Raw genomic sequence first — 24,889 nt, 5'->3', positions numbered from 1 at the left:
GGTAATTATTATGTCAGCACTTAGATTTTTGGTTTCATTGTATATTGTTGTCTATCACATGCTGGTGGTTTCACCGTGGGATTTGCGGGTGGTCTCTCCAATTTTCCACAAAGGCTGGATCGGAACCGACTTCTTTATAATCTTGTCGGGTTTCATCATAGCAATAGCATATAAAGAAAAACTCCAATCGAAAAAACTTTCTCCCGGTGATTTCATGAGGGGTCGATTACTTCGCTTGTGGCCACCACACGCAATAATCATGATGCTCTTTCTATGTTACTTTCTGCTCACAAAGGCGGCTGGATTTACAACTAACGACCCTTCATTTTTTGCGCCCTCCGCATTCGTGTCGCAACTATTCCTGACTAATAGTTTTATTTTTACGGATCAGGCTTGGAACGTACCCACGTGGACGCTGTCTGCACTCTTAGTCTGCTACGCGATCTATGCCTTTTCCATTCCCTATTTCCCAAAGGTTGGCAGTCCGCACCATATCTTGGTGGGAGCTACTTTTTGGTTGTCTGCAGCGGCGATCGTCGTTTTTGTTTTATTAGGAAAGTCGATTGCGCACTTACATGAGCACTTGGCTCTTGTTCGCGCCATACCGCTTTTTTTCTACGGGGCGATATTAGGCCATTTTTCACTGGCGATTGGATCGCTGCACATAAAAAATCGGGGCACGCGCGCCATTTTCTTGGTAATCTTTGCGTTAATCGTCGCGCATTCATCGTCAGGAGCCATAGCAGACACTATCATCTTGCTGCTGACGTCGGGGCTAGTGTTACTATGTTCTGATCTACGCAGTGGGAGGCTCATGCATGCCCTCGGGCGTCTATCTTTCGCAATCTATTTGCTGCACGTTCCGATGATCTACGTCTATTTCCCAATCATCAGAAGAATTGCTGGTCTAGATAGGACGGATGGCGCGTACTTAACGCTTTGGCTGACTTTCCCCCTGATAGTCGTTGCCGCGGCTTATGTCTTCGAGAGATTTGTCGAGCGGCCTTTGGCCAAGCGTCTCAAGCCGGCGGCACAGGAGCATCGGACAATAAGTGCCACCGCTTAGGCCACACGTAGCGATGCCGATCGACAACGGGTGGAACTGTGACAATATCGCGAAATGAGGATGCCATCTCAGACCGCAAGCAGTCCCTTCGGCGGCAATCCCTCAGTGATAAGCACGCGCTGGACGATAAGAGGATCGTGGTCGCAGGGTTTGGAACCTGCTGCGACGGGAGCCGCGCAAGGGCCAATGAGAACATATGCGAAACAAAAGTGGCAGATGGGGTGGGATTCGAACCCACGGTACGCTCTCACGCACGCCGGTTTTCAAGACCGGTTCCTTAAACCACTCGGACACCCATCCATCGGTGGTGAGGCTTTATAGCGTTTTGAAAAAGGCCGTCAATCCCGATGGCGCACGCGCGCACAGCCTCTTCGCATCCGTCAGCAACTCATTGTCCTTGTGTCGTTGCCGGCGGCAGCAGAGACCCCTCGCCCGAAGGAAGTGCCGGACTTTGCTGAGGCGAGTGGAATAGCGCCAGACTCAGCACGATTGCCACAAGCACCAATAAAAGCGCCACGAAGAAGATTCCGGATTTATCCATGCGTCTGCTCATGTCCCGTTATGTTAGGCGCGAATATGTGCAATTCGAGGCAATCGAAGAATAAAACGACCTCCTGTCAAGTTGCCTGACAGATTTGGACAGTTGATATTCCTAAATTCTTCCTGCTTGAGCAAATTTTATGCGTCGGCGTACTGTTTGGGACGGAAGTGGCCTATCGCGTCAGTAATATTGTCATTTATATAGCCGCATCGCTCCCGGGCATTGCCCAACTTTCCCCGAGCGATCAACCTGCCCCGCCCGTTTGCGGGGCTTTTTTCTTTTATACTACCGAAAAACTGCGACCGTCGGATAAAGGCTGGGGGTGAGTTACCTGCTTTATGGTTTAGACACCGATGCTCGGTCCGCCATCGCCGTGCCGAAAACCGCCCCGGAAAATATCCTCGAAAAGGTTCAGCAGCGCCGGCGGCAACGTGTCGGACAGCTCTAGTATGATCTCGTTGGCGCGATTGTAGGAATAGATGGCGCAAAGTGTCAGCACCAGCAGCATGATCCACGGCCAGATTGGCTTGCGCCTAGGCGGCGCCCCATTGGGTTGTTGCGGTACAGTCATCCCGGCACCTTCCGTTCAGGCCTTGACGCGCGGTTCGCCTCCCGGCGCATAGGCGGTTTTTTGCAGGAAACGGAATATGTTACCGCACTGACCGCAGCGGATCATGAATTCCGTTGGATCGACCGAGGCACGCTCGGTGCGGAAGCCACGCGGCATTTCATCAACGCGAAAATCAAGGTTACGGCGGTCTTTCTCATCCGATTCCGACACCTCGGCAAAACCCTGATGACCGCATTTGGAACATTCGAGTTTCCGGGAATATCTGTCGCGCGCTGCCATATGCCGTCCTTTGCTTGCACCCTATCAGGTAGCAGCGGCAAAACAGCATTTCAATGGCGATCGCCGCAGGTTAAAGCTTTGCCCGTCTGTTTTCAGTGTGGAAAACGCGTCCAGTGGCAAGAACAAGTCGGAAGCTCATGCACAACGAAGCCCCCCTGCTTTCATCCTCCCTGATACGGCGCGCAATCATCATTGCCGTCATTATTATATGCTTTGTTGCTGCCCTCAATATCGGCGTTAAATGGTACGGCGAGCGGATCCTTCAGGCGGGCCACACGACAGCAACCGACGCGGTGGAGATCACAATCGGCAATGACCGGCTGAAACTTGCGAAAAACACGCTGCGTGTACCTTCCGAACGCCATGATGGAGAGCGAGAGCGGGCCGATCTTTATCTCACCTGGCCGGATCTCAAGGGATATGAAGACTCCAATCGCGCTGTTTTCGATGATCCGGCGCAGGCAGCAGGGCTTATTTTCATCCAGCTATCGCAAAGCACGATGTCTGAGGACATGTCCGGCCGTTTCGGGCCGATCTATGCCCGGTTGACGGAAGGAGAGCCTGTGCCGCTGAAACACGGCCTCACACTGCACCGCCTGCGTGCCGACGCAGGTTACGGCAAGGAAGTCATATTGACCGGGCAGCGAGAGGGCGAAAGCGACTATGTCGTGCGCTGCCTTCTGCCGCAAACCCAGCAGGCGTCGACGGGCAGCGACTGCCAGAGGGATATCCACGCCGGCCAGGACCTCAGCCTGTTCTACCGATTCTCCGCAACCTTGCTGCCACAATGGAAAGAACTCGACACAGGCGTGAAACGCTACATCGAGCAGCGCCTCGTAAAAGACTGAAATCCGTGAAAAGGCGTGAGACAGATTGCGCCCGAAAAGTCGCATTTTATGGAGCGTGGATACCTTTCATAAACCACTTGGTAACGCCATCCCGATAAAGTTTCTTCCCGGAGCACTCGGGCGGGGCGCGTCCGAGCGGAACAGAAATATGCGATTGAAGAGTTCAGCAGTGTTGAAAAGTCTATTTGGGGCAGATTCGCGCAAAGCGGGTGCGACGTCTTTGGTAAGGTTCGTTGCGTTGACCCTTGCTGCGGCGTTCATAACCGCAACATCCGTTGGCACCGCACAGGCGGACCCGAAATATGCGGGCATCGTCATTGATGCCAAGACCGGCAAGGTTCTCTATGGCGAGGATCCGGATGGCCTGCGCTATCCTGCCTCGCTGACGAAGATGATGACGCTTTATCTTACGTTCGAGGCGCTCAATTCCGGGCGCATTTCGCTCGATTCCAAGGTGCCGGTTTCGGCCAACGCCGCCAAGGAGCCTCCTTCCAAGCTCGGCGTGCGCGCCGGCGGCAGCATCACAGTCGAGCAGGCAATTCTTGCGCTCGTCACCCGTTCCGCCAACGACATGGCCACCGCACTCGGTGAATATATCGGCGGCTCCGAAGACCGTTTTGCCAGAATGATGACCGCCAAGGCCCGTGCGCTCGGCATGACCCGCACGACCTATCGTAACGCCAACGGCCTGCCTAACACGGCGCAGATGACGACGGCGCGTGACCAGGCACGCCTTGGCATCGCCCTTCGCCAGCATTTCCCGCAATATTACGGCTACTTCTCCACGCGCACCTTCAATTTCGGCAAGCAGGTCATCGGCAACCACAATCGTCTAGTGGGAACCGTGCGCGGCGTAGATGGCATCAAGACCGGTTATACCCGTGCTGCCGGAAGCAATCTTGCAACATCGGCACAGCTAGACGGTCGCTCCATCGTCGCCGTCGTTCTTGGCGGCCGCTCGAGCGCTGCCCGTGACGCGACCATGCGCAAGCTTGTTGCGACCTACCTGCCGCAGGCCTCCCGCAGCGGCAACAGCAACCTGATTGCGCAGACGAGATCGGCACCTGTCGAAGAGCCGGTCGCTGTGGCTGTTGCTGCTCCACCTGTGGCAGTCGCGGCTCCGTCCGCAGCTGTCGCTGCGACAGATTCCGGCCTGCCGCATGCCGGCCCCGTACCGCAGACCCGTTACGAGGACGCGCCGGTTACCGCCTTTGCAGGCTCCTCTTCCAATGCGGCCGTAAAGGCCATGGAAGCCGCCACCTGGCAGAAGGGCAAGGATCCTATTTCTCAGGTAGCCGTCGCGCCTGACCGCAAGTTGATTACCAACTCGACCAAGGTGGACAATATCGTCACCGCGTCCACGCCGGCATCTGTACCCTCCACCCCTTCCGTTTCGGCAAAGGCTGAAGCTCCGCAGGGCGGTTGGGTGATCCAGATTGGCGCATCGCCGGATGAAAACTCGGCACGTGGCCTGTTGCAGAATGCGCAGGAAAAAGGCGGCGCCGCCCTTCGGTCCGCAAAACCCTTCACGGTGGCCTTCAGCAGAGAAGGCTCCCAGGTATACCGCGCCCGCTTCGGCGGCTTCGACGGCCAGGCCGCCGCGGTAAATGCATGCAATGCATTGAAAAAGAAAGGCGTCAGCTGCTGGGCGTCACTCCAGTAATCGACGTTCGCGCAGGCGGTGGCTTATTTGTTGAAACATCGCCTGTCTCCTCGAATTGTGTAATGTGTAGCGAGGCTTTCCAAGATGGCAGTTAACGAGAACTATTCGGACATTGCGTCTGGCAACGGGCAAGGCAGTCTGTCGGTTCTGCATCCCATTCACGAGGCGGCAATGCGCATTGCCGATCTCGGTCTTAACCGCTCCAAGGCAAAGACGCGTGATCTCGTCAGCCTGCTTCTGTCGCACGGCGCCCGCGCCTGGCGTGCCAATCAGCCGGAAGCCAATATCCACCTTCATGTCGGCCGCCGCTCCGGGCGTGCACCGGTCCATATCCGGATCCGCTGACAAACCGAACATAACCGGACGAGACAAAGAAAAACCCCGCGGAGCCTGTGCACCGCGGGGTTTTTGTTGATTGACGATGAAGAAACGAGGCGGCTTACGCCTCGCTCTCCGGTGCCTCTGGCGTATCCGGCAGAGTGTCTGCCACATCTTCGCCATTGCCGTTTTCCGCCTCTTCGTCGCCTTCAGGCTCGTTGATACGTTCCACGGAAACCACCTTCTCATCCTTGGCGGTGGAGAAGATCGTCACGCCCTTGGTGGCGCGGCTTGCGATACGGATGCCGTTTACCGGCACACGGATCAGCTGGCCGCCATCGGAAACCAGCATGATCTGGTCGCCTTCATCCACCGGGAAAGCCGCAACGAGTTCGCCGATTTCCGTCGTCTTCGAGGTATCGGTGGCGCGGATGCCCTTGCCGCCACGACCCGATGTGCGGAAGTCGTAAGACGAAGAACGCTTGCCGTAGCCTTTTTCAGAGACGGTCAGCACGAATTCTTCGCGTGCCTTCAGTTCCTGATAACGCTCTTCGCTGAGTTCGCCTTCTTCCGCGACTTCCTCACCAACCAGTGCGATATCTTCCTCATCGACCCCGGCGGCACGCCGCTCGGTGGCCGAACGCTTGAGGTAGGCCGCACGCTCCCACGGTTCAGCTTCCACATGGCCCACAATGGTCATGGAGATGATGCGGTCGCCATCGGCCATGTTGATGCCGCGCACGCCAACCGAGTTGCGGCCGGCAAAGACGCGGACATCGTCCACCGGGAAGCGGATGCACTGGCCGAGTGCCGTCGTCAGCAATACGTCATCCTGGTCGGTACAGGTTTCGACGGAGAGGATTTCATCGCCCTCCTCCTCCAGCTTCATGGCGATCTTGCCGTTGCGGTTGACCTGCACGAAATCGCCGAGCTTGTTGCGGCGAACCGTGCCGCGCGTCGTCGAGAACATCACATCGAGCGTTTCCCAGGTCGTTTCGTCCTCGGGCAACGGCATGATGGTGGTGATGCGCTCGCCGGGTTCCAGCGGCAGCATGTTGATGAGGGCCTTGCCCTTCGACTGCGGCGTACCGATCGGAAGGCGCCAGACCTTTTCCTTGTACACGATGCCGCGCGAGGAGAAGAACAGCACCGGCGTATGGGTATTGGCGACAAAGAGACGGTTGACGAAATCTTCGTCGCGCGTCGCCATGCCGGAACGGCCCTTGCCGCCGCGACGCTGTGCCCGGTAGGTGGTCAGCGGCACGCGCTTGATGTAGCCGAGATGCGAAACGGTGACGACCATATCTTCGCGGGAGATGAGGTCTTCATCATCCATGTCAGGACCGCCTTCGACGATCTCGGATCGGCGTGGCGTGCCGAACTCGTCGCGAATGGCAATAAGCTCATCCTTGACGATCTGCATGATGCGCAGCCGTGAAGACAGGATTTCGAGATATTCGCTGATTTCCGCGCCGATCTTGTTCAGCTCGTCGCCGATTTCGTCGCGGCCAAGCGCCGTCAGGCGGGCAAGGCGCAATTCGAGAATGGCGCGTGCCTGCTCTTCGGAGAGATTGTAGGTGCCGTCTTCATTGATGCGGTGGCGCGGATCGTCGATGAGACGGATCAGGCTTTCCACATCCTGCGCCGGCCAGCGCCGCGTCATCAGCTCCTCACGGGCCGAAGCCGGATCGGGAGCATGACGAATGACGCGGATGACTTCGTCGATATTGGCAACCGAGATCGCCAGACCGACCAACACATGCGCGCGGTCGCGCGCCTTGCGCAGCAGATACTTGGTGCGGCGGCTGACGACATCCTCACGGAAGGACACGAAGGCGCGCAGCATGTCCAGCAACGTCATCTGTTCAGGCTTGCCGCCGTTCAGCGCCACCATGTTGCAGCCGAAGGAGGTCTGCAGCGGCGTGTAGCGATAGATCTGGTTCAGGATGACTTCGGCATTGGCGTCGCGCTTCAGCTCGACGACGACGCGATAACCCTGGCGGTCGGACTCGTCGCGCAGATCGGAAATACCCTCGATGCGCTTTTCCTTGACCAGTTCGGCCATCTTCTCGATCATCGTCGCCTTGTTCACCTGATAGGGAACCTCAGTGATGATGATCTGCTCGCGGTCGCCGCGCATCGGCTCGATGGTTGCACGGCCGCGCATGATGACCGATCCGCGACCCGTCTCATAGGCAGAGCGAATACCGGAACGGCCCATGATGAGCGCGCCGGTCGGGAAGTCCGGGCCAGGAATGATCTGCATCAGTTCAAGCAGCTCGATCGCCGGATTGTCGATGAGGGCGATACAGCCGTCGATGACTTCGGAAAGATTGTGCGGCGGAATGTTCGTCGCCATGCCGACGGCGATGCCGCCCGCCCCGTTGACCAGAAGGTTCGGGAATTTCGCGGGAATGACGACCGGCTCATGCAAGGTGCCGTCATAGTTATCGCGGAAATCCACCGTTTCCTTGTCGAGATCGTCGAGAAGCGAATGCGCTGCCTTTTCGAGACGGCACTCGGTGTAACGTTCGGCCGCCGGCGGATCGCCGTCGATGGAGCCGAAGTTACCCTGTCCGTCGATCAGCGGCAGGCGCAGAGACCAGTCCTGCGCCATGCGCGCCAGCGCATCGTAAATCGCCGCATTGCCGTGCGGATGGAATTTACCCATCACGTCACCGGTGACGCGGGCGCATTTGACGTATTTCTTGTTCCAGTCGATGCCGAGTTCGGACATGCCGTAAAGAATACGGCGATGAACCGGCTTCAGACCGTCACGGACATCGGGAAGCGCGCGGGAAACGATAACGCTCATGGCGTAATCGAGATAGGACCGCTGCATTTCCTCAATGATGGAAATCGGTTCAATGCCTGGCGGAAGTTTTCCGCCGCCGGGGGGGCTCTGGTCAGTCAAAACGGATCACATTCTCTGTTAAGAATCGGATGGATTTTTATAGCGGAAACAGCCACGTTAAGCCAATTTCCCGGCGAGTTTTGAACAGTCTTTTGCGTCATTTGCAAGACATACCCCGCTTTTCGCCATTTAGGTTGGCAAAAGCGACGCCGCTCCCTTTCAAAGCGAGTACGACTTGCGTAGGCTCCGGCCTAAAAACAAAACAGGTGGGGAAAGAATGGCCAGCAGCGAAACGCTCATCAACGCGCTTACAACACTTCTGGTCACGCTCGATCCGCCCGGTCTCGCGCCCGTATTTCTCGCACTCACGGTTGGAGTGACGCGCGACCAGCGCGCCCAGGTGGCCCTGCGCGGTTCGATCATCGCCTTCGGCATTCTCGCCATCTTCGCCCTGTTCGGTCTCACCATCCTCAACCTTCTCGGCATTTCGCTGGGTGCCTTTCGCATCGCCGGTGGCCTGCTGCTGTTCTGGATTTCCTTCGAGATGATTTTCGAGAAACGCCAGGAGCGCAAGGAAAAGACCTCGGAGATCGCCATCACAAAGGACCATCTGCATAATCTGGCGGTCTTTCCGCTCGCCTTGCCGTTGATCGCCGGGCCTGGCGCCATTTCCGCGACCGTGCTCCTGGCGGGAACGATGAAGACGACGCTCGAAATGGTCGTGCTTATTCTCATCCTCGCCTTCGCCATGGCCCTCGTCTACGCCACCCTGATCGTCTCGGAACGCATGGACCGTTTTCTCGGCAATACCGGCCGCGCGATCCTGACAAGGCTGCTCGGCGTCCTTCTTGCCGCGCTTTCCGTGCAGTTCGTAGTGGACGGCATAAAATCGGCCTTCGCATTCTGACGACCATCGGTTCACAACAAAATGCCGCAACCGGCCGGATTTGCGAAAAATCCGCCCTTTGAATCCGGCTCCTGCCTCGGTTAAAAGACGCGCATCTTTTTTCCGCATCAGAAAGCTCTCTCCATGCGATCCACGCTGCGCCGCCTCATCCCGGATGCCGCTCCCGTCAGTAACCGGGAAAGGCTGCGCGCTGCGGCGGGCGCCTTCGTCGGCATTTCGCTGACCGGACTTCTGGGCAGCCTTGCTTTCCGCTTAGACCCTAGCCTGCCCGCCATGATCGCGCCGATGGGCGCCTCGGCGGTGCTTTTATTCGCCGTGCCATCCAGCCCCCTTGCGCAGCCCTGGTCGATCCTCTGCGGCAACATCGTGTCGGCTTTCGTGGGCGTGACGGTGGCTCTACTCGTTCCGGATATTTTCCTTGCCAGCGCGCTTGCCATAAGCCTTGCCATTGCTGCCATGATGGCGCTGCGCTGCCTGCACCCGCCCAGCGGCGCGGTGGCGCTGACGGCCGTTCTCGGCGGTCCCGCCGTGCATGGTCTCGGCTATGGCTTTATTCTCTGGCCGGTCGCCGGAAACTCGCTCATCCTTCTCATCCTCGCGCTCGTTTATAACAATGCCACCGGCCGCGCCTATCCGCACGGCCTGAGGTTGGGAAAGGCCAGCCACGGCACGGCAGACCCGACGCCGATACAGAAAATCGGCTTTTCCTCAGCCGATCTGGACGAGGTGCTGAAGGAATATGACGAGGTTCTCGATATTGATCGCGATGTGCTGGAGATGATTTTGCGCAAGACGGAATTGCGCTCCTGGCGCCGCCGCGCCCTCCATCTCGATTGCGCCAGCGTCATGTCGCGCGATGTGGTCGGCGTCGCCCCGGATGATAGTCTGCGCCACGCCCATTCACTGATGCGCAACCGCCATTTCAAGGCTCTGCCCGTGACCAACGACAGGGCCGAAATCCTTGGCATCGTCACTCAGACGGATTTTCTTGAAAAGGCTAGCTGGAGAAACGGCCGCCCTTCCATCGGTTTCCTGCAGCGCCTGCGCCTTATTCTCTCAGGCACAAGCGCACCCAACGATACCGTCAAGGATATCATGACATCGCCTGTTAGAACCGTGCAGCCGGAAACGGCGATCGAGGAAGCAATCATCCGCTTTGCGGAGGAAGGCCTGCATTACCTGCCGGTGATCGACGCCAACGGCAAAATGGTGGGTATTCTTTCGCAGTCCGATGTCATGGTTGCGATGCTGGCGGACAAAGCCGCGGCATAGGTCGTCGCGACCTTGAAGCGGGCAACCGGTTCGACCGGCCCCCGCCCCGTCAATCACGGTCCCGATCAGAACGGGATATCGTCGTCCATGTCACTGGAGAAGCCGCCGGAAGGCTGGCTGCCGCCACGCGAGGCACCGCCGCGGGCCGCCGGCTGCTGGTCGTAACCGCCACCGTAGTTACCGCCGCCGCTGCCATAATCTCCACCGCCGATGTCGCCACCGCTGCGGCTGCCGCCGCCACCTTCGCCGCGACCGTCGAGCATCGTCAGCGTGGAGTTGAAGCCCTGCAGTACCACTTCGGTTGAGTAACGGTCGTTACCGGTCTGGTCCTGCCACTTGCGCGTCTGCAGCTGGCCTTCGATATAGAGCTTGGCGCCCTTTTTCACATATTGTTCGACAACCTTGCACAGGCCTTCGTTGAAAACGACGACCGTGTGCCATTCTGTCTTTTCCTTGCGCTCGCCGCTGTTGCGGTCCCGCCACGTCTCTGAGGTGGCGATGCGCAGATTGGCGATCGGACGGCCGTCCTGCGTCCGGCGAATTTCGGGATCGGCGCCAACGTTCCCAATCAGAATTACCTTGTTTACGCTACCAGCCATCTCGTCATCCTGTCCGCCAGCCATCGTGACCGGCAATTGCATTTCAAAAAATCCCGCACACAATAACCATCGCCGCCCGCAAAGGGCACCGCAACGGGGAACAATCCACAGCGAATAATCCCGACTTTCTCAGAGAGTATATTCGCACTTGCAATTTGTTCCTTTTTTGTTCTATTAAATCACGAAATTCGAGTCAAGTGAGCCGAAAAGCCATCGATCGATAGGGAATAAACCTCGACACGTCCGGTTGCGTCACTACATAAGGACGCGCCGCCATCAGGCCTGTTAATTTTGTCCGAGCTTTATCATGAGTGAACTGAAGACGATTTCCATCCGTGGTGCCCGTGAGCATAACCTCAAGGGTATCGATCTGGATCTACCGCGCAATAAGCTGATCGTCATGACCGGGCTCTCCGGCTCGGGCAAGTCGTCGCTCGCCTTCGACACAATCTATGCCGAGGGCCAGCGCCGTTATGTCGAGAGCCTCTCGGCCTATGCGCGCCAGTTCCTCGAAATGATGCAGAAGCCGGATGTAGACCGCATCGAGGGGCTTTCTCCGGCGATTTCCATCGAGCAGAAAACCACCTCGAAGAACCCGCGCTCCACGGTCGGCACGGTCACGGAAATCTACGACTATATGCGCCTGCTGTTTGCGCGTGTCGGTGTGCCCTACTCGCCGGCGACGGGCCTGCCGATCGAGAGCCAGACGGTCAGCCAGATGGTCGACCGTATCCTTGCCTTCGAGGAAGGCACGCGCCTTTATATTCTCGCGCCGATCGTGCGCGGCCGCAAAGGCGAATATAAAAAGGAACTCGCCGAGCTGATGAAGAAGGGCTTCCAGCGCGTCAAGGTGGATGGCCAGTTCTACGAGATCGCTGACGTTCCCGTCCTCGACAAGAAGTACAAACACGATATCGATGTGGTGGTGGACCGCGCCGTCGTGCGCCCGGATATGGCAGCACGCCTTGCCGACAGTCTCGAGACCTGCCTCAAGCTCGCCGACGGGTTGGCAGTGGCCGAATTTGCCGACAAGCCCCTGCCGCCGGAAGAAACCTCGGCTGGCGGCTCCGCAAACAAATCGCTCAATGAGACCCACGAGCGTATGCTGTTTTCGGAAAAATTCGCCTGCCCGGTCTCCGGCTTCACCATCCCGGAAATCGAGCCCCGGCTTTTCTCCTTCAACAATCCCTTCGGCGCCTGCCCCACCTGTGACGGTCTCGGCTCGCAGCAGAAGGTGGACGAAAACCTGATCGTGCCCGAACCTGCACGCACCCTGCGGGATGGCGCGATCGCCCCCTGGGCCAAGTCGTCTTCCCCCTATTACAACCAGACGCTGGAGGCGCTGGGCAAGGCCTTCGGTTTCAAGCTGTCGAGCAAATGGACGGACCTTTCGAAAGAGGCGCAGCACGCCATTCTTCAGGGCACTGACGACAAGATCGAGTTCAACTATCAGGACGGCGCGCGCTCCTACAAGACGGTGAAGAATTTCGAAGGCATCGTTCCCAATCTGGAGCGTCGCTGGAAAGAGACCGACAGCGCCTGGGCGCGCGAGGAAATCGAGCGTTATATGTCGGCGGCCCCCTGCCCGGCCTGCGCCGGCTATCGCCTGAAGCCGGAAGCGCTCGCCGTCAAGATCAACAGAATGCACATCGGCGAAGTCACCCAGATGTCGATCCGTATGGCACGCGACTGGTTCGAGACGCTGCCGGAAAATCTGAACGCCAAACAGAACGAGATCGCGGTTCGCATCCTCAAGGAAATCCGCGAACGTCTGCGATTCCTCAACGATGTCGGGCTGGATTATCTCAGCCTGTCACGCAACTCCGGCACGCTTTCCGGCGGAGAAAGCCAGCGCATCCGGCTTGCGTCGCAGATCGGCTCCGGCCTCACCGGCGTTCTCTATGTTCTGGATGAGCCGTCCATCGGCCTTCATCAGCGTGACAATGCCCGCCTGCTCGATACGCTGAAGCACCTGCGCGACATCGGCAATACGGTGATCGTGGTCGAACACGACGAGGATGCCATTCTGACGGCGGATTACGTTGTCGATATCGGCCCCGCCGCCGGCATTCACGGTGGTCAGGTCATCGCCGAAGGCACGCCGCAGGAGGTGATGGCCAATCCGAAATCGCTGACCGGCAAATATCTATCCGGCGAACTCGGCGTCGCCGTGCCGGCAGAACGCCGCAAGCCGAAGAAGGGCCGCGAAATCAAGGTTTTTGGCGCACGCGGCAACAACCTGAAGAATGTGACTGCGGCCGTTCCCCTTGGTGTTTTCACCGCCGTTACCGGCGTGTCGGGTGGTGGCAAATCCACATTCCTGATCGAGACGCTCTATAAGTCGGCAGCACGCCGCGTGATGGGCGCGCGCGAAATTCCGGCCGAGCATGATCGCATCGATGGTTTCGAATTCATCGACAAGGTGATCGATATCGACCAGTCGCCAATCGGCCGCACGCCACGATCAAACCCCGCCACCTACACCGGCGCATTCACGCCGATCCGTGACTGGTTCGCCGGTCTGCCGGAGGCGAAGGCGCGCGGTTATGCACCTGGCCGTTTCTCCTTCAACGTCAAGGGCGGCCGCTGCGAAGCCTGCCAGGGCGACGGCGTCATCAAGATCGAGATGCACTTCCTGCCTGATGTCTATGTCACCTGCGACGTCTGCCACGGCAAGCGTTACAATCGCGAGACGCTGGATGTGACCTTCAAGGGCAAGTCCATTGCCGACGTGCTTGATATGACGGTGGAAGAAGGCGTTGAATTCTTCGCCGCCGTTCCGGCCGTGCGTGACAAGCTGCAAGCGCTGTTCGATGTCGGCCTTGGTTACATCAAGGTCGGCCAGCAGGCCAATACGCTCTCCGGCGGCGAGGCGCAGCGCGTCAAGCTCGCCAAGGAACTGTCAAAACGCTCCACCGGCCGCACGCTCTACATCCTCGATGAACCGACGACGGGTCTCCATTTCCACGACGTCAACAAGCTTCTGGAAATGCTGCAGGCGCTGGTGGATCAGGGCAATTCCGTCGTGGTAATCGAGCACAATCTCGAAGTCATCAAGACGGCCGACTGGATCATCGATATTGGCCCCGAAGGCGGCACGGGCGGCGGCGAAGTGGTGGCAACCGGAACGCCGGAAGACATCGTCAAGAACGAGCGCTCCTATACCGGCCATTTCCTGAAGGAACTTCTGGAACGCCGGCCAGCCGGAAAACGCGAGGCTGCGGAGTAATCCGCGCCCTTCGCAGCAAGGTACGTAAGGCCGATAGCCCGAGGAGGAACAGTATATGTCGACATCAGGCACGATCCGCACCGGTATCGGCGGCTGGACTTTCGAGCCGTGGGAAGGCACGTTTTATCCGGAAAAACTGCCGAAGAAACGCCAGCTGGAACATGCCAGCCGGCAATTGACGGCGATCGAGGTGAACGGCACCTATTATAGTAGCCAGAAACCCGAGACCTTCGCCAAATGGGCGGCGGACGTGCCTGAGGACTTCGTTTTCTCCCTGAAGGCAAGCCGTTTCGTCACCAACCGCAAGGTCCTGGCCGAGGCGGGTGAATCCATGACGAAGTTCCTGACGCAGGGATTGACGGAACTCGGCCACCATCTCGGCCCGATTCTCTGGCAATTCGCGCCGACTAAAAAATTCGACGCGGAGGATTTCGGCGCGTTTCTGGCATTGCTGCCCGACAAACAGGACGGCATCAGCCTTCGCCACGTGGTCGAAGTGCGAAACCCGACATTTCAGGTGCCGGAATTCATCGATCTTCTCGCCAAACACAGGGTCGCGGTCGTCTGCGCCGACCATTACGATTATCCGATGCTGCCTGACGTAACTGCCGATTTCGTCTATTGCCGCCTGCAAAAGGGCGAAGATGATATCGAGACCTGTTATCCGAAGGCCGAGATTGACCATTGGGCAAAACGGGTCAAGACCTATGCGGCGGGCGGTGTTCCGGATGACCTGCCGCTGATCGCTCCCGATAGAAAAGTAGAGAAGACCCCTCGCGATGTCTTCGCTTTCTTCATCACCGGCGGCAAGGTCAATGCACCAAACGGCGCACAGGTATTGCAGAAATTGGTCTGACTGGCTCAGCCAGCCATTTCTTTCGCCGGATTGAAATCGACTGCCGCGAACGCCGCCTCGATCACCTCGGTTCCAGCGCCCGGCCGTGTGGCGTCGCTGGAAAGGATCTGCCGGAAACGGCGCGCGCCAGGCATGCCCTGAAACAGGCCGACCATGTGGCGGGTAACGTGGTTGAGACGCCCGCCCGCGGCGATGTAGTCGGTGGCGTAGGCCATCATCGCATCACGCAGCCCCATCCAGTCAGCTTGCCGGGCCTCTTCGCCATAAATGCGATGGTCGACATCAGCAAGGATGGACGTATTGTGATAGGCCGCACGGCCCAGCATCACGCCGTCCATATGGTGCAGATGGAGGCTTGCCTGATCGAGATCGGAGATACCGCCGTTGATGCCGATGAAGATGTCAGGATTTTCCCGCTTCATGCGATAGACGAGATCGTAATCGAGCGGCGGCACTTCACGGTTTTCCTTCGGCGAAAGACCTTGCAACCAAGCCTTGCGCGCATGGATCCAGACCGCATCCGCGCCCGCCGCCACAACCCGCGAAAGAAAATCCGGCAGCACGGCTTCCGGCTCCTGATCGTCCACGCCGATGCGGCATTTGACCGTGACTGGCACCTTCGCAACGGCCTTCATCGCCGTCACGCATTGCGCGACAATCTCGGGCTCGCGCATCAGACATGCGCCGAAAGTGCCGGATTGCACCCGGTCCGAAGGACAGCCGACATTGAGGTTGATCTCGTCATAGCCATAATCGCTGGCGATCCGCACCGCCTCCGAAAGCTTTACCGGATCCGACCCACCGAGTTGCAGTGCAACCGGATGTTCCTGAGTATGATAGTTGAGCAACCTGTCGCGCTGGCCATGGATGATGGCGTCGGCAACGATCATTTCCGTATAAAGCAGCGCACGCTTCGACAATTGCCGGTGCAGAAATCTGCACCTCGTGTCCGTCCAATCGATCATCGGGGCCACGGCAAAGATGCGAGACCCTGATGTCACCGCTTTTTTATAGAAATTCAACTATTTACGCTCGCTTACTAGGGTAAAATTCTGTGATAGTTTTTCATTGAGCAGCACCAATGTTCATGACTGTCGGTCACTATCACGGCGAGAAGATAATAGACGTCTCGATTGATTATACCGCGCAGATCCTTTGAAAAAAAGGCGAGCGTGTAGTTTTTAACAAGGCGAAGAAATTCGACCACAACCCTAATGCTGAAGCACACACGGTTTCTCTAGACCGAAATCGATGAGGCTGGTGGGCTTGAACGGTTGAATTCGGATCGCTTATCGCTATCCGATGCGAGCGACCGCTAGGTCAAAAATTGTGGGCGATGCTGCCGCTCGTCACGAGCCTCAGCTCGTTCTGGGAACAATTCCCAAGGTCGCGCATTAGTGGTCGTAGACGGCACTAAACACGTACCAATACGCCAAGCAGCGCGGGCGTCGTCCAATTCTTAATGCAGATTACTTTTCGGGCTCATAGAGTCGGACCGAAGTTCGGTTCCGAAATGAGAAATTATATAATCGCCTGACCAGTATTCTCTGATCGACGTAATATTAATTTTTGTGGGGCGCGGATGAGTTTTGGTTCGAAATTTTTGAAAAGTTTGTTTCAAAGTTCTCGTGAGGGGGAGCTTGAAAAATCATGGCCGACTGATTTTTACTCAACTGTTCCACATCGCTATTCCGTAAATCTTCACAGGTACAAAAAGATAGAGGATCAGCTCGATCCCAAAGAATTGTCGAGCGGCTTTACTCACAATGAAGAGCATCATAAACGTGACATGAACCGCTTCTTCACGTTTTGCCTCATATATGATCAAATAAAAAAAGAAAATATATCGGGTGATATCGCTGAACTTGGAGTATATAAGGGAAACACTTCGTATATATTAGCGAATTTCGCAAGGGCGCTGGGGCGTACTGCATATCTGTTTGATACGTTCGAAGGCTTCGATCCGAAAGATATCCAGGGCATTGATTCATCGATCCCTTTGCAGTTTTCCGATACCAGTCTTGAAACGGTGCGGGAATTTGTAGGCGAGGACAATGTCGTCTACGTAAAAGGGTATTTTCCAGAGTCGGCTACGCAAATTCCGGACAACCTAACGTTTTCCGTCGTTCATCTTGATTGCGACCTTTACAATCCGATGATGAGTGCGCTGAACTATTTCTACCCAAGAATGGTCGAAGGTGGGTTTATCATTGTCCATGATTATTCGAGCTTGCACTGGGACGGCGCCGAGAATGCAGCTGACGAGTTCTTTTCAGACAAGCCTGAATGTTTGATACCATTAGCGGACAGCGGCGGCAGTGCGATAGTGCGAAAGGCACGGGCATCCTCCGATAAATTCAACAATTGGCGAATTAAGCGACTTCATGATTTGTCGGTAGGAGCCTGGGTTCCCCCCCGACTTTTAAAGACTTATTTGAAAGACGGATGGGCGGACGTTGAAGACTGGGGCGTCTGGGGCCTGGGCGAACGCCATACGATGTCCTTGATAATTCCATTCGTACCGGAAACGGCCATTAGACTAATATTTGATGTCGATGCTCTCTTACTTGGCAGACAGATAGAGCAGACTGTTGCCGTTCTGGTCGATGGTACCAATGTTGCCGAGTGGAAATTTACATCCAAAAATAAACGTGGCGATCGGGAATTGATCATTCCTTTACACTTGCTGCAAAGGGACCAGAATGATGAATCTCCCCCGACAATCTTCTTCGAATTTAGACCCGAGTTTTTTACATCTCCACATTCCCTGAAGCCATCTAGTGAGGATACGCGTCCACTTGGACTTGCGATTCACAAATTGAAGATAGAGGTTGAGTAGAGAAACTGGCCATTGCCCCATTTCGAGAAGGTCTCGGGTCTTTTTTGCCGCTGGCTTTTCTGACGGGGTACGCTACCGGCAAGCAATGATCAACGATTGAGTTTTCCGAGCGATCGTCTTGCAAACTCGCACATATATCAGGGCGGAGAACTCGGCCTCTGAACGATCGTCTGGTCGCTGGCGGTACCCACCTGCTCCTGCCGCAAAAGAAGATTAAGTTCGGTCGGCCAGCCGGGAATTCGTCTAACAAGGAGGTCGGGCGCGAATATGTGATTGTCTTTGTGTTTCGGCTACCAGGTAGTGACGGGAAGGGAACTAAGCCCGCAACTGCGCGTTGTCTAAATGGTAATCAACAAACCGGAGGAATCCCATGAAAACACTTGCGGACATTTTCGAGCACACATTGCAGGACGTCTACTACGCGGAGAACGCTATAACGAAAGCGTTGCCCAAAGTCGCGAAGGCAGCCAAAAGTGCCGAACTAAAGAAGGCCGCCGAGGATCACCTTGCAGAGACCAGGGATCAGATCAAGAAGCTTGACCAGGTCTTTAAATCCATTGGCAAGAAAGCCTCCGGGGAAAAGTGCGACGCCATTGAGGGCTTGATCAAGGAGGCCGAAGGTCTCATGGAGGAGGCAGAAGGAACTGCGCTCGACGCTGGCCTCTTGGCGGCCTGCCAGGCAGTCGAGCACTACGAGATCGCCCGCTATGGTTCGCTCCGCGAATGGGCGAAGGATCTCGGCCACGATGAAGCCCACAAAATTCTAAGCGAAATCCTCGACCAGGAGAAAGCAACCAACAACAAGCTGACTAACCTTGCGGTGACGGCCATCAATAAGACGTCCGCCGCCAAGAAAGCTGCGTAACTCGCGTTTGCGAAGGTCTCCCCAATTTGGGAGACCTTACTTTTATGAACACTTAAAACGCGAGCCCTACCCCTCCTTCAAGTCTCATCTTGAGCCCACCTTACTGCATCCTCGACGCGAGCCTACATTTCACAACTTGTTACCCCCGAATCGAGAGACCTGTAAGAGCTGCTATTTTCACTGACCAAATTCGATCATCGGGTGCCAAGGCTAAGATTTTTTCGCCGTTTGCAAGCGCTTGTCTGTACCGGAACTACCTCTTTACGGCTGCGGTCATTTTGAACTGGAAATCGCCCAGGAATCGCGGGACAAGACTTGCAGTTCTAAAAAAGACGACAGGAAATCCCATGGCCGCCACCGTCATTCCAGTTCCAGAACCCGTTCTTCTGCCTGTAGAGGGCACAAACGAGATGTTCCCCGTGCGGCGGGTCTATTGTGTCGGCCGCAATTATGCCGATCACGCCATCGAGATGGGCCACGATCCTTCAAGGGAACCGCCGTTTTATTTCCAGAAAAATCCGGACAACCTTCTGCCTGCGGGTCAGGATTTCCCCTACCCTTCGCTGTCGTCGAACGTGCATTACGAAGTCGAATGCGTCGTGGTGTTGAAAAGCGGCGGTACGGATATTCTGGCAAGCGATGCGCTGGGCCACGTCTGGGGTTACGCGGTTGGCATCGATATGACACGCCGCGACCTTCAGGATGGTTTGAAGAAGATGGGACGCTCGTGGGAGGGCGCAAAAGCGTTCGAATATTCCGCGCCGGTCTCCGCCATCGTTCCCGCAGACAAGATCGGCCATCCGTCGACCGGTGCGATCTGGCTCGATGTCAATGGTGAGCGCAAGCAGACAGGCGATCTTGCGCAGATGATCTGGAAAGTGCCGGAAGTGATTGCCGAGCTTTCCAAGCTGTTCACGCTTGCCGCTGGGGATGTCATCATGACCGGCACGCCCGCAGGCGTCGGCCCCATTGTGCGCGGCGATCGGATCGAGTGTGGTGTAGACGGTGTCGGCACCCTGTCCGTTACGGTCGCCTGATCGCTTTCGGCGCATAATCCAAAGGGAGAGAACCGCCATGCCGCTTTATCGCCTCGCAGATCGGGTGCCTCAGACCCCCGCCACGGATCGCTACTGGGTCGCACCCGATGCGAATGTCATTGGCTCGGTGATACTTGCCGAGGATGTCGGCATCTGGTTCGGCGCGACGCTGCGCGGCGATAATGATCCAATCAGCATAGGTCGCGGCACCAATATTCAGGACGGCGTGATGGTGCACAGCGATCTCGGTTTTGCCGCCACGATCGGCGAAATGTGCACTATCGGCCACCACGCCATCATCCACGGCTGCACCATCGGCGACAATTCGCTCGTCGGCATGGGCGCAACGATCCTCAACGGCGCAAAGATCGGCCGCAACTGCCTGGTCGGCGCCAATGCGCTGGTGACGGAGGGCAAGGAGTTTCCAGACAATTCCCTGATCGTCGGATCGCCGGCGCGTGCCGTCCGAACGCTGGATGACGAGGCCGTCGCCAGCATCCGCCGCTCGGCGGAAAATTACATCGAAAACTGGAAGCGTTTTTCGAAGGATCTGGAAGTCATCGAAGAATGACGGATGGCGGGCAAGAACGCCCGCTGTCGCCAAACAGTGTTACCCCGCGCAGGCGGCACACAGACCACGAATTTCGATAGTGGTCTTTTCCGCCTTGAACTTGCTGTCCTTGACCCAGCGCTCGAGGCGATGGTCGATCTCGTGATCGTGGAACTCGTTCACCTGGCCGCAGGATTCGCAAATGGCAAAGGCGACGGTGCCATGATGATGCGAGCAGCATTCGGCTTGCGTATGGGTGCAGGCAACAAAGGCGTTGAGACTTTCAAGCCGGTGCACGAGACCATATTCCACCAGCTTTTCCAACGCCCGGTAGACCTGCAGCGGCGCGCGAAAACCATCATCGCGCAGCTTGTCGAGGATCACATAGGCGCTGAGAGGCGCATGCGCATTCGACAAGGCATTCATGACCAGCGACTGGTTTTTGGTAAGGTTCTGCGCATTCATGACTTGCCTCCTTCATCTGCGGAGCGGGAAAAACCCGGTGCCGGCAACAGGCTTATAACGAACAGGATCACGGCGGCAACCACGATGGACGGTCCTGATGGCGTGTCGTAACTCAGCGATCCGAACAGGCCGCCAACGACGGCAACCGCTCCAATCACAGACGCGACCACAGCCATCACCTCAGGGGTGGAAGAAAAACGTCTGGCTGTCGCCGCCGGTATGATGAGCAGCGATGTGATCAACATGATGCCGACCACCTTCATGGCGATGGCGATCACCAGCGCCATCAACAGCGTGAAGATGAGCTTGGCGCGTTCCGGGTTCAACCCCTCGGCCTCGGCCAACTCGGTATTGACTGTGGAGGCCAGCAGAGACCGCCACAGGAACACCATGGAAACCAGCACCACCAGCCCGCCGCCCCAGATCAGCGCGATATCGCTGCGGGTAACGGCCAGAATATCCCCGAACAGGAAGGAGACGAGATCGATGCGCACCCAGCTCATGAAGGCAACGATGACGAGACCGATCGCCAGCGCCGAATGAGAGAGTATGCCGAGGAGCGCATCGGCGGAAAGCGCCTGCCGCCGTTGCAGGAAAATCAGCAGGATCGAAACCGCCGAGGCTACAAGAAAGACGCTGACGATGAGGTTGATCTGCAACAGCAGCGACAGCGCAACGCCAAGCAGTGCCGAATGGGCCATCGTATCGCCGAAATAGGCCATGCGCCGCCACACAACGAAGCAGCCAAGAGGCCCGGCGGTGAGCGCAACACCGATGCCGGCGATCATGGCGCGAACAAAGAAATCGTCAAACATGCCGCTCTCCCTGCTGGTGGCTTGAAGTGGCGTGTCCGTCATGCTCGTGGGCGCAGCCGCAGTCCCCGTGGTCATGATTATGGTCGTGATGCTGCTCATGCGCATGATGATGGCCATCATCGGGGTGGCAATGTTCGGTCACCGAACCATCCGCGTGCTGCACCCGGCCATCGGGCAGATGGGTGTGGTCGTGATGGTGGCTGTAAACGGCAAGCGCCTTAGCGGCCGACCCACCGAAAAGCCGCATATATTCCGGGCTCTGGCTCACCGCCTGCGGCGTTCCCCGGCAGCAGACATGACCGTTCAGGCATATTACGGTATCGGTTTCCGCCATGACCACATGCAGGTCATGCGAGATTAACAGAATTCCACAATTGTTTGAATTCCTTATATTTTTTATCAAATCATAAAGCGCGATCTCCCCGGAGAAATCAACTCCCTGCACAGGCTCGTCGAGAACCAGCAGATCGGGCTTGCGCGCAATGGCGCGGGCAAGAAGTGCCCGCTGGAACTCTCCGCCAGAAAGATGCTGCACCTCCGCGTTTGCCAGATGCGCGATACCCGTGGCGTTCAGCGCCGCGTCGATTTCGCGCGCGGGAAGCGGCCCGGTCAGCGTCATCAACCGGCGCACAGAAAGCGGCATGGTCCAGTCGACCGAAAGCTTCTGCGGCACATACCCGACCCTCAGACCGGCAATGCGCGATACCGCGCCCTCGCTCGGCTTCAAGACCCCGATCGCCATTTTCGCGCTGGTTGATTTGCCCGAACCGTTCGGCCCGATCAACGTGACGATCTCACCCTTGCTGACGGAAAACTCCACGCCGCGCACGAGCCAGCGACCGTTGCGCTGCACGCCGGCATTGGAAAGTGACACCAGTATCTCTTTGCCCGCATGGGCGGAATGAAGCATGGGATTGTCCGATCGGCGATGTTGCTTACCGCTATCGCATACGTTATAGAGTTACGCAATAAATGTAATAACATAACTATACTTCTTCAAGTGGAGTGCATTTCATGAGATCGTTCGTGATCCCGCTCATGGCATCGGTAGCAATAGCGGCGGCCGCCTCCGGCGCCACCGCCGCCCCAAATGTCGTGGTCTCGATCAAGCCTGTCCATTCCCTCGTCGCGGCAATCATGCGTGGCGTGGGCGAACCGCAACTCATTGTCGACGGCGCAGCCTCACCGCACACCTATAATCTGCGGCCTTCCAATGCCCGCACGCTGGAAAAGGCCGATCTGGTCTTCTGGGTCGGGCCTGGACTGGAGGCATTTCTGCAGAAGCCACTGGAGGCGTTGACCAGCAAGGCAACAGTGGTCGAACTGGAAGATGCCAAGGGGCTGGAAAAGCTTCCCTTCCGCGAAGGCGGCCCTTTCGAGGCGCATGACGATGGCGAGGAGGCCCATGGAGAACATGCCGGCCATTCGGACAGCGAAGACGCTCATGCTCATGATCATGCGCACGATGACGGCGACCATGAACACGGCGCGTACGACACTCATCTGTGGCTCGATCCGGCCAATGCCAAGGCCATGGCCCAGACGATAGAAACCGCGCTGATTGCCGCCGATGCCGGCAATGCGGAAACCTATCAGGCCAATACAAAAAAACTGATCGACGATCTCGATGCGCTCGACAGCGAAATTGCCGAAACGGTCAAGCCTGTAAAGGACAAGCCCTTCATCGTCTTCCACGATGCCTATCAATATTTCGAGCATCGCTACGGCGTAAAAACGGCGGGATCGATCACCGTCAGCCCCGAAACCCTGCCCGGTGCCGATCGCGTCAGGGAGATGCAGGAAAAGGTTCGCCAACTTGGCGCGACCTGCGTTTTTGCCGAACCGCAATTCGCGCCGAAACTGATCTCCGTCATAACCGAAGGCACGGCGGCAAAGTCTGCGACGCTCGATCCCGAAGCGGCCACGCTTGAACCGGGTCCCGATCTATACTTCAAGATGATGCGCGGCATCGCCGGCTCGCTGAAGGATTGCCTGTCCTGATCCGAACAGGCGTTCCTTCTATCAAGGCTTCGGCGCCATTGAGGACCAGACCGGGCGGCTGATGCTTTGCAGCGTTTCTGGCGGCGCACCGTTGATGCGTGCCAGCAGAGCCTTGGCAAGCTCCCTGCCCGCAAGCTTGATGTCCTCGTTGACTGTGTGGATTTGCGGCTGGATCCAGTTCAGGAATTCGGCGGACTGTTTCGACACGATATCGATATCCTTGCCGATCCTGACACCGGCTGCCTCAAACCCCGCCACAAGCGCAATCGTGCTGCTGCCGCTGATGGAGACAATGCCGTCAGGGCGATCGTCTGATTGCATCAGGCGCTTGCCGAAATCGCGGATCTTGTCGAGCGGCGTCTCGATGGTGATGGCATCCAACGGGAATTCGGAAACGCCGAAATCCCTGATACCGCGGGTGAACCCCTTGCGGGCGTGGTCGTGGAACGCAAACCGCGATGGAGGCACGATGATGGCGATCCTCTTTCGCCCACATTGCGCCAGCCGCTCCACGGCCTCATAGGCATAAGCCTCGTTATCGAAATCGTGATAGGCGTGCTCAATGCCCATGTCGGACCGCCCATGGGTAACGAAGGGCATTTTGCGCTCCGTCATGAAACGGACGCGCGGATCGTTCGGCTCGATTTTGGAGATAATGACCCCGTCCGCCGAACCGGTTTCGAGAATGTAGCGGATCGGCACCATGGAATCCTTGGCGTGGGTGTGAGGGGTAACGACGAGGTGATATTGCGTCGTCGCAAGAACCTCGGTGATGCCGAATACCATCTGGCTGGTGAAGCCCATCAATTCCTCGTCGACGCTCAGCACCAGCGCGATCACATTGGTCTTGCCGGTGCGAAGGCGCACACCAGCTCGGTTCGGCTGGTAACCGATCTGCTGGGCAATCAGCCGCACGCGCTCCTTGGTTTCCGCGCCGATGTCAGGCGCATCCTTCAGCGCGCGTGACACGGTGGTGATGCCAAGACCCGTCATGTAGGCGATGGTCTTCAAGGTCGGGCGCTCGCCCGTTGTCGCCTTCGCTTCGTCCCTGCCGGAATTACCAGTATCGTTCATGTCATTTCGCCACGCTTTGCAGAACAATAATCATAGATAGCTTTTTGTTTCTTGCAAAGGCAAACGTCGCCGGTCGCCATCACACCCGATCCAGTCTTCGGGCCTTTGGCTATAACGATGTAGGTCGTGAAAAATATCGAACGGGCTTATCCCTGATTACCGACCTTACGCGCTCGCGAAACTTCCGCTCAAGAGAAAAACAACGCCAAGATACTAGATTAAATAGTATCAATAATTAAT

General features: G+C 57.2%; 22 protein-coding genes and 1 tRNA gene. 13 read left to right on the top strand and 10 right to left on the bottom strand.

Annotated elements, in window-relative coordinates; genetic code table 11:
- The coding region (locus GH784_RS26185; protein ID WP_246670500.1) for an acyltransferase family protein at nt 1–1,066 on the top strand (1,066 nt) is incomplete at its 5' end.
- Nucleotides 1,067–1,276: 210 nt separating this feature from the next.
- Here GH784_RS26185 and GH784_RS26180 read toward each other — a convergent pair.
- The 3 genes from GH784_RS26180 to GH784_RS26165 all read right to left on the bottom strand — a co-directional run bounded on the left by GH784_RS26180 (nt 1,277) and on the right by GH784_RS26165 (nt 2,457).
- Nucleotides 1,277–1,366 (bottom strand) — tRNA-Ser (locus GH784_RS26180).
- Nucleotides 1,367–1,950: 584 nt separating this feature from the next.
- Entirely contained in the window at nt 1,951–2,178 is a 228-nt protein-coding gene (locus GH784_RS26170) for a hypothetical protein (protein ID WP_065702511.1), read from the bottom strand.
- Between the two features lie 15 nt (nt 2,179–2,193).
- Nucleotides 2,194–2,457, bottom strand: a complete 264-nt coding sequence (locus tag GH784_RS26165; protein ID WP_003515255.1) for a hypothetical protein — start codon at nt 2,455–2,457, stop codon at nt 2,194–2,196.
- A 137-nt stretch (nt 2,458–2,594) separates the two neighbouring features.
- Here GH784_RS26165 and GH784_RS26160 point away from each other — a divergent pair, with 137 nt between their 5' ends.
- The 3 genes from GH784_RS26160 (at nt 2,595) to GH784_RS26150 (ending at nt 5,313) form a co-directional block, all read left to right on the top strand.
- A complete protein-coding gene (locus tag GH784_RS26160) occupies nt 2,595–3,305 on the top strand; it encodes a hypothetical protein (protein WP_153793972.1) in 711 nt (236 codons plus the stop codon).
- Nucleotides 3,306–3,453: 148 nt separating this feature from the next.
- On the top strand, nt 3,454–4,968 hold the full coding sequence (locus GH784_RS26155) for a D-alanyl-D-alanine carboxypeptidase family protein (RefSeq protein ID WP_003515257.1): 1,515 nt from the start codon (nt 3,454–3,456) through the stop codon (nt 4,966–4,968).
- A gap of 84 nt (nt 4,969–5,052) precedes the next feature.
- Nucleotides 5,053–5,313, top strand: a complete 261-nt coding sequence (locus GH784_RS26150; RefSeq protein WP_003515258.1) for a hypothetical protein — start codon at nt 5,053–5,055, stop codon at nt 5,311–5,313.
- 94 nt (nt 5,314–5,407) lie between these two features.
- Here the strand turns inward: GH784_RS26150 and gyrA are convergent, their stop codons facing one another.
- Nucleotides 5,408–8,200 carry a DNA gyrase subunit A gene (gyrA, locus tag GH784_RS26145; protein WP_025593447.1) on the bottom strand — a complete coding sequence of 931 codons (2,793 nt, stop codon included), beginning with the start codon at nt 8,198–8,200 and terminating at the stop codon, nt 5,408–5,410.
- Nucleotides 8,201–8,417: 217 nt separating this feature from the next.
- Between gyrA and GH784_RS26140 the strand changes: the two genes are divergently transcribed.
- Together GH784_RS26140 and GH784_RS26135 are read left to right on the top strand one after the other, a co-directional pair.
- Nucleotides 8,418–9,047: a MarC family protein gene (locus tag GH784_RS26140; protein WP_065702509.1), complete on the top strand. Its 630-nt coding sequence runs from the start codon at nt 8,418–8,420 to the stop codon at nt 9,045–9,047.
- Between the two features lie 123 nt (nt 9,048–9,170).
- Entirely contained in the window at nt 9,171–10,319 is a 1,149-nt protein-coding gene (locus GH784_RS26135; protein ID WP_065702508.1) for an HPP family protein, read from the top strand.
- Between the two features lie 65 nt (nt 10,320–10,384).
- Here the strand turns inward: GH784_RS26135 and GH784_RS26130 are convergent, their stop codons facing one another.
- Nucleotides 10,385–10,960, bottom strand: a complete 576-nt coding sequence (locus tag GH784_RS26130; RefSeq protein WP_003515262.1) for a single-stranded DNA-binding protein — start codon at nt 10,958–10,960, stop codon at nt 10,385–10,387.
- A gap of 265 nt (nt 10,961–11,225) precedes the next feature.
- Here GH784_RS26130 and uvrA point away from each other — a divergent pair, with 265 nt between their 5' ends.
- Together uvrA and GH784_RS26120 are read left to right on the top strand one after the other, a co-directional pair.
- Nucleotides 11,226–14,147: an excinuclease ABC subunit UvrA gene (uvrA, locus tag GH784_RS26125; protein WP_003515263.1), complete on the top strand. Its 2,922-nt coding sequence runs from the start codon at nt 11,226–11,228 to the stop codon at nt 14,145–14,147.
- 55 nt (nt 14,148–14,202) lie between these two features.
- Nucleotides 14,203–15,003, top strand: coding sequence for a DUF72 domain-containing protein (locus tag GH784_RS26120; RefSeq protein ID WP_065702507.1), 801 nt, complete (start codon nt 14,203–14,205; stop codon nt 15,001–15,003).
- Between the two features lie 5 nt (nt 15,004–15,008).
- Here the strand turns inward: GH784_RS26120 and dusA are convergent, their stop codons facing one another.
- Nucleotides 15,009–16,025 carry a tRNA dihydrouridine(20/20a) synthase DusA gene (gene dusA, locus GH784_RS26115; protein ID WP_083211500.1) on the bottom strand — a complete coding sequence of 339 codons (1,017 nt, stop codon included), beginning with the start codon at nt 16,023–16,025 and terminating at the stop codon, nt 15,009–15,011.
- Between the two features lie 560 nt (nt 16,026–16,585).
- On the opposite strand from dusA, the gene GH784_RS26110 reads away from it, so the two are divergent.
- From GH784_RS26110 to GH784_RS26095, 4 genes are all read left to right on the top strand, one after another.
- Nucleotides 16,586–17,842, top strand: coding sequence for a TylF/MycF/NovP-related O-methyltransferase (locus tag GH784_RS26110; protein WP_236761502.1), 1,257 nt, complete (start codon nt 16,586–16,588; stop codon nt 17,840–17,842).
- A 370-nt stretch (nt 17,843–18,212) separates the two neighbouring features.
- Complete coding sequence (locus GH784_RS26105) at nt 18,213–18,707, top strand: YciE/YciF ferroxidase family protein (RefSeq protein WP_003515270.1); 495 nt, start codon at nt 18,213–18,215, stop codon at nt 18,705–18,707.
- Nucleotides 18,708–19,054: 347 nt separating this feature from the next.
- Entirely contained in the window at nt 19,055–19,744 is a 690-nt protein-coding gene (locus GH784_RS26100; RefSeq protein ID WP_065702504.1) for a fumarylacetoacetate hydrolase family protein, read from the top strand.
- A 37-nt stretch (nt 19,745–19,781) separates the two neighbouring features.
- Nucleotides 19,782–20,315, top strand: a complete 534-nt coding sequence (locus GH784_RS26095) for a gamma carbonic anhydrase family protein (protein ID WP_013636159.1) — start codon at nt 19,782–19,784, stop codon at nt 20,313–20,315.
- A gap of 39 nt (nt 20,316–20,354) precedes the next feature.
- Here the strand turns inward: GH784_RS26095 and zur are convergent, their stop codons facing one another.
- Genes zur through znuC form a run of 3 tightly spaced genes read right to left on the bottom strand, consistent with a single transcriptional unit; the run spans nt 20,355 to nt 22,484 of the window.
- Entirely contained in the window at nt 20,355–20,759 is a 405-nt protein-coding gene (gene zur, locus GH784_RS26090; protein ID WP_025593459.1) for a zinc uptake transcriptional repressor Zur, read from the bottom strand.
- Nucleotides 20,756–21,574: a zinc ABC transporter permease subunit ZnuB gene (gene znuB / locus GH784_RS26085; protein WP_025593461.1), complete on the bottom strand. Its 819-nt coding sequence runs from the start codon at nt 21,572–21,574 to the stop codon at nt 20,756–20,758. The genes zur and znuB overlap by 4 nt, the downstream gene beginning before the upstream one ends.
- On the bottom strand, nt 21,567–22,484 hold the full coding sequence (znuC, locus tag GH784_RS26080) for a zinc ABC transporter ATP-binding protein ZnuC (RefSeq protein WP_065702503.1): 918 nt from the start codon (nt 22,482–22,484) through the stop codon (nt 21,567–21,569). Before znuC ends, znuB begins: the two co-directional genes overlap by 8 nt.
- 104 nt (nt 22,485–22,588) lie before the next feature.
- On the opposite strand from znuC, the gene znuA reads away from it, so the two are divergent.
- Nucleotides 22,589–23,575 carry a zinc ABC transporter substrate-binding protein ZnuA gene (gene znuA, locus GH784_RS26075; RefSeq protein WP_065702502.1) on the top strand — a complete coding sequence of 329 codons (987 nt, stop codon included), beginning with the start codon at nt 22,589–22,591 and terminating at the stop codon, nt 23,573–23,575.
- A 21-nt stretch (nt 23,576–23,596) separates the two neighbouring features.
- On the opposite strand, the gene GH784_RS26070 is transcribed toward znuA, so the two are convergent.
- Nucleotides 23,597–24,649, bottom strand: a complete 1,053-nt coding sequence (locus GH784_RS26070; protein WP_019566256.1) for a LacI family transcriptional regulator — start codon at nt 24,647–24,649, stop codon at nt 23,597–23,599.
- Between the last annotated feature and the right edge of the window lie 240 nt (nt 24,650–24,889).

Origin of the sequence: Agrobacterium tumefaciens (assembly GCF_009649785.1) — a bacterium.
Classification (GTDB): Bacteria; Pseudomonadota; Alphaproteobacteria; order Rhizobiales; family Rhizobiaceae; genus Agrobacterium; species Agrobacterium tumefaciens.
The sequence above is the reverse complement of the archived record's forward strand: the minus strand, read 5'-3'. Positions and strand labels throughout refer to the sequence as shown.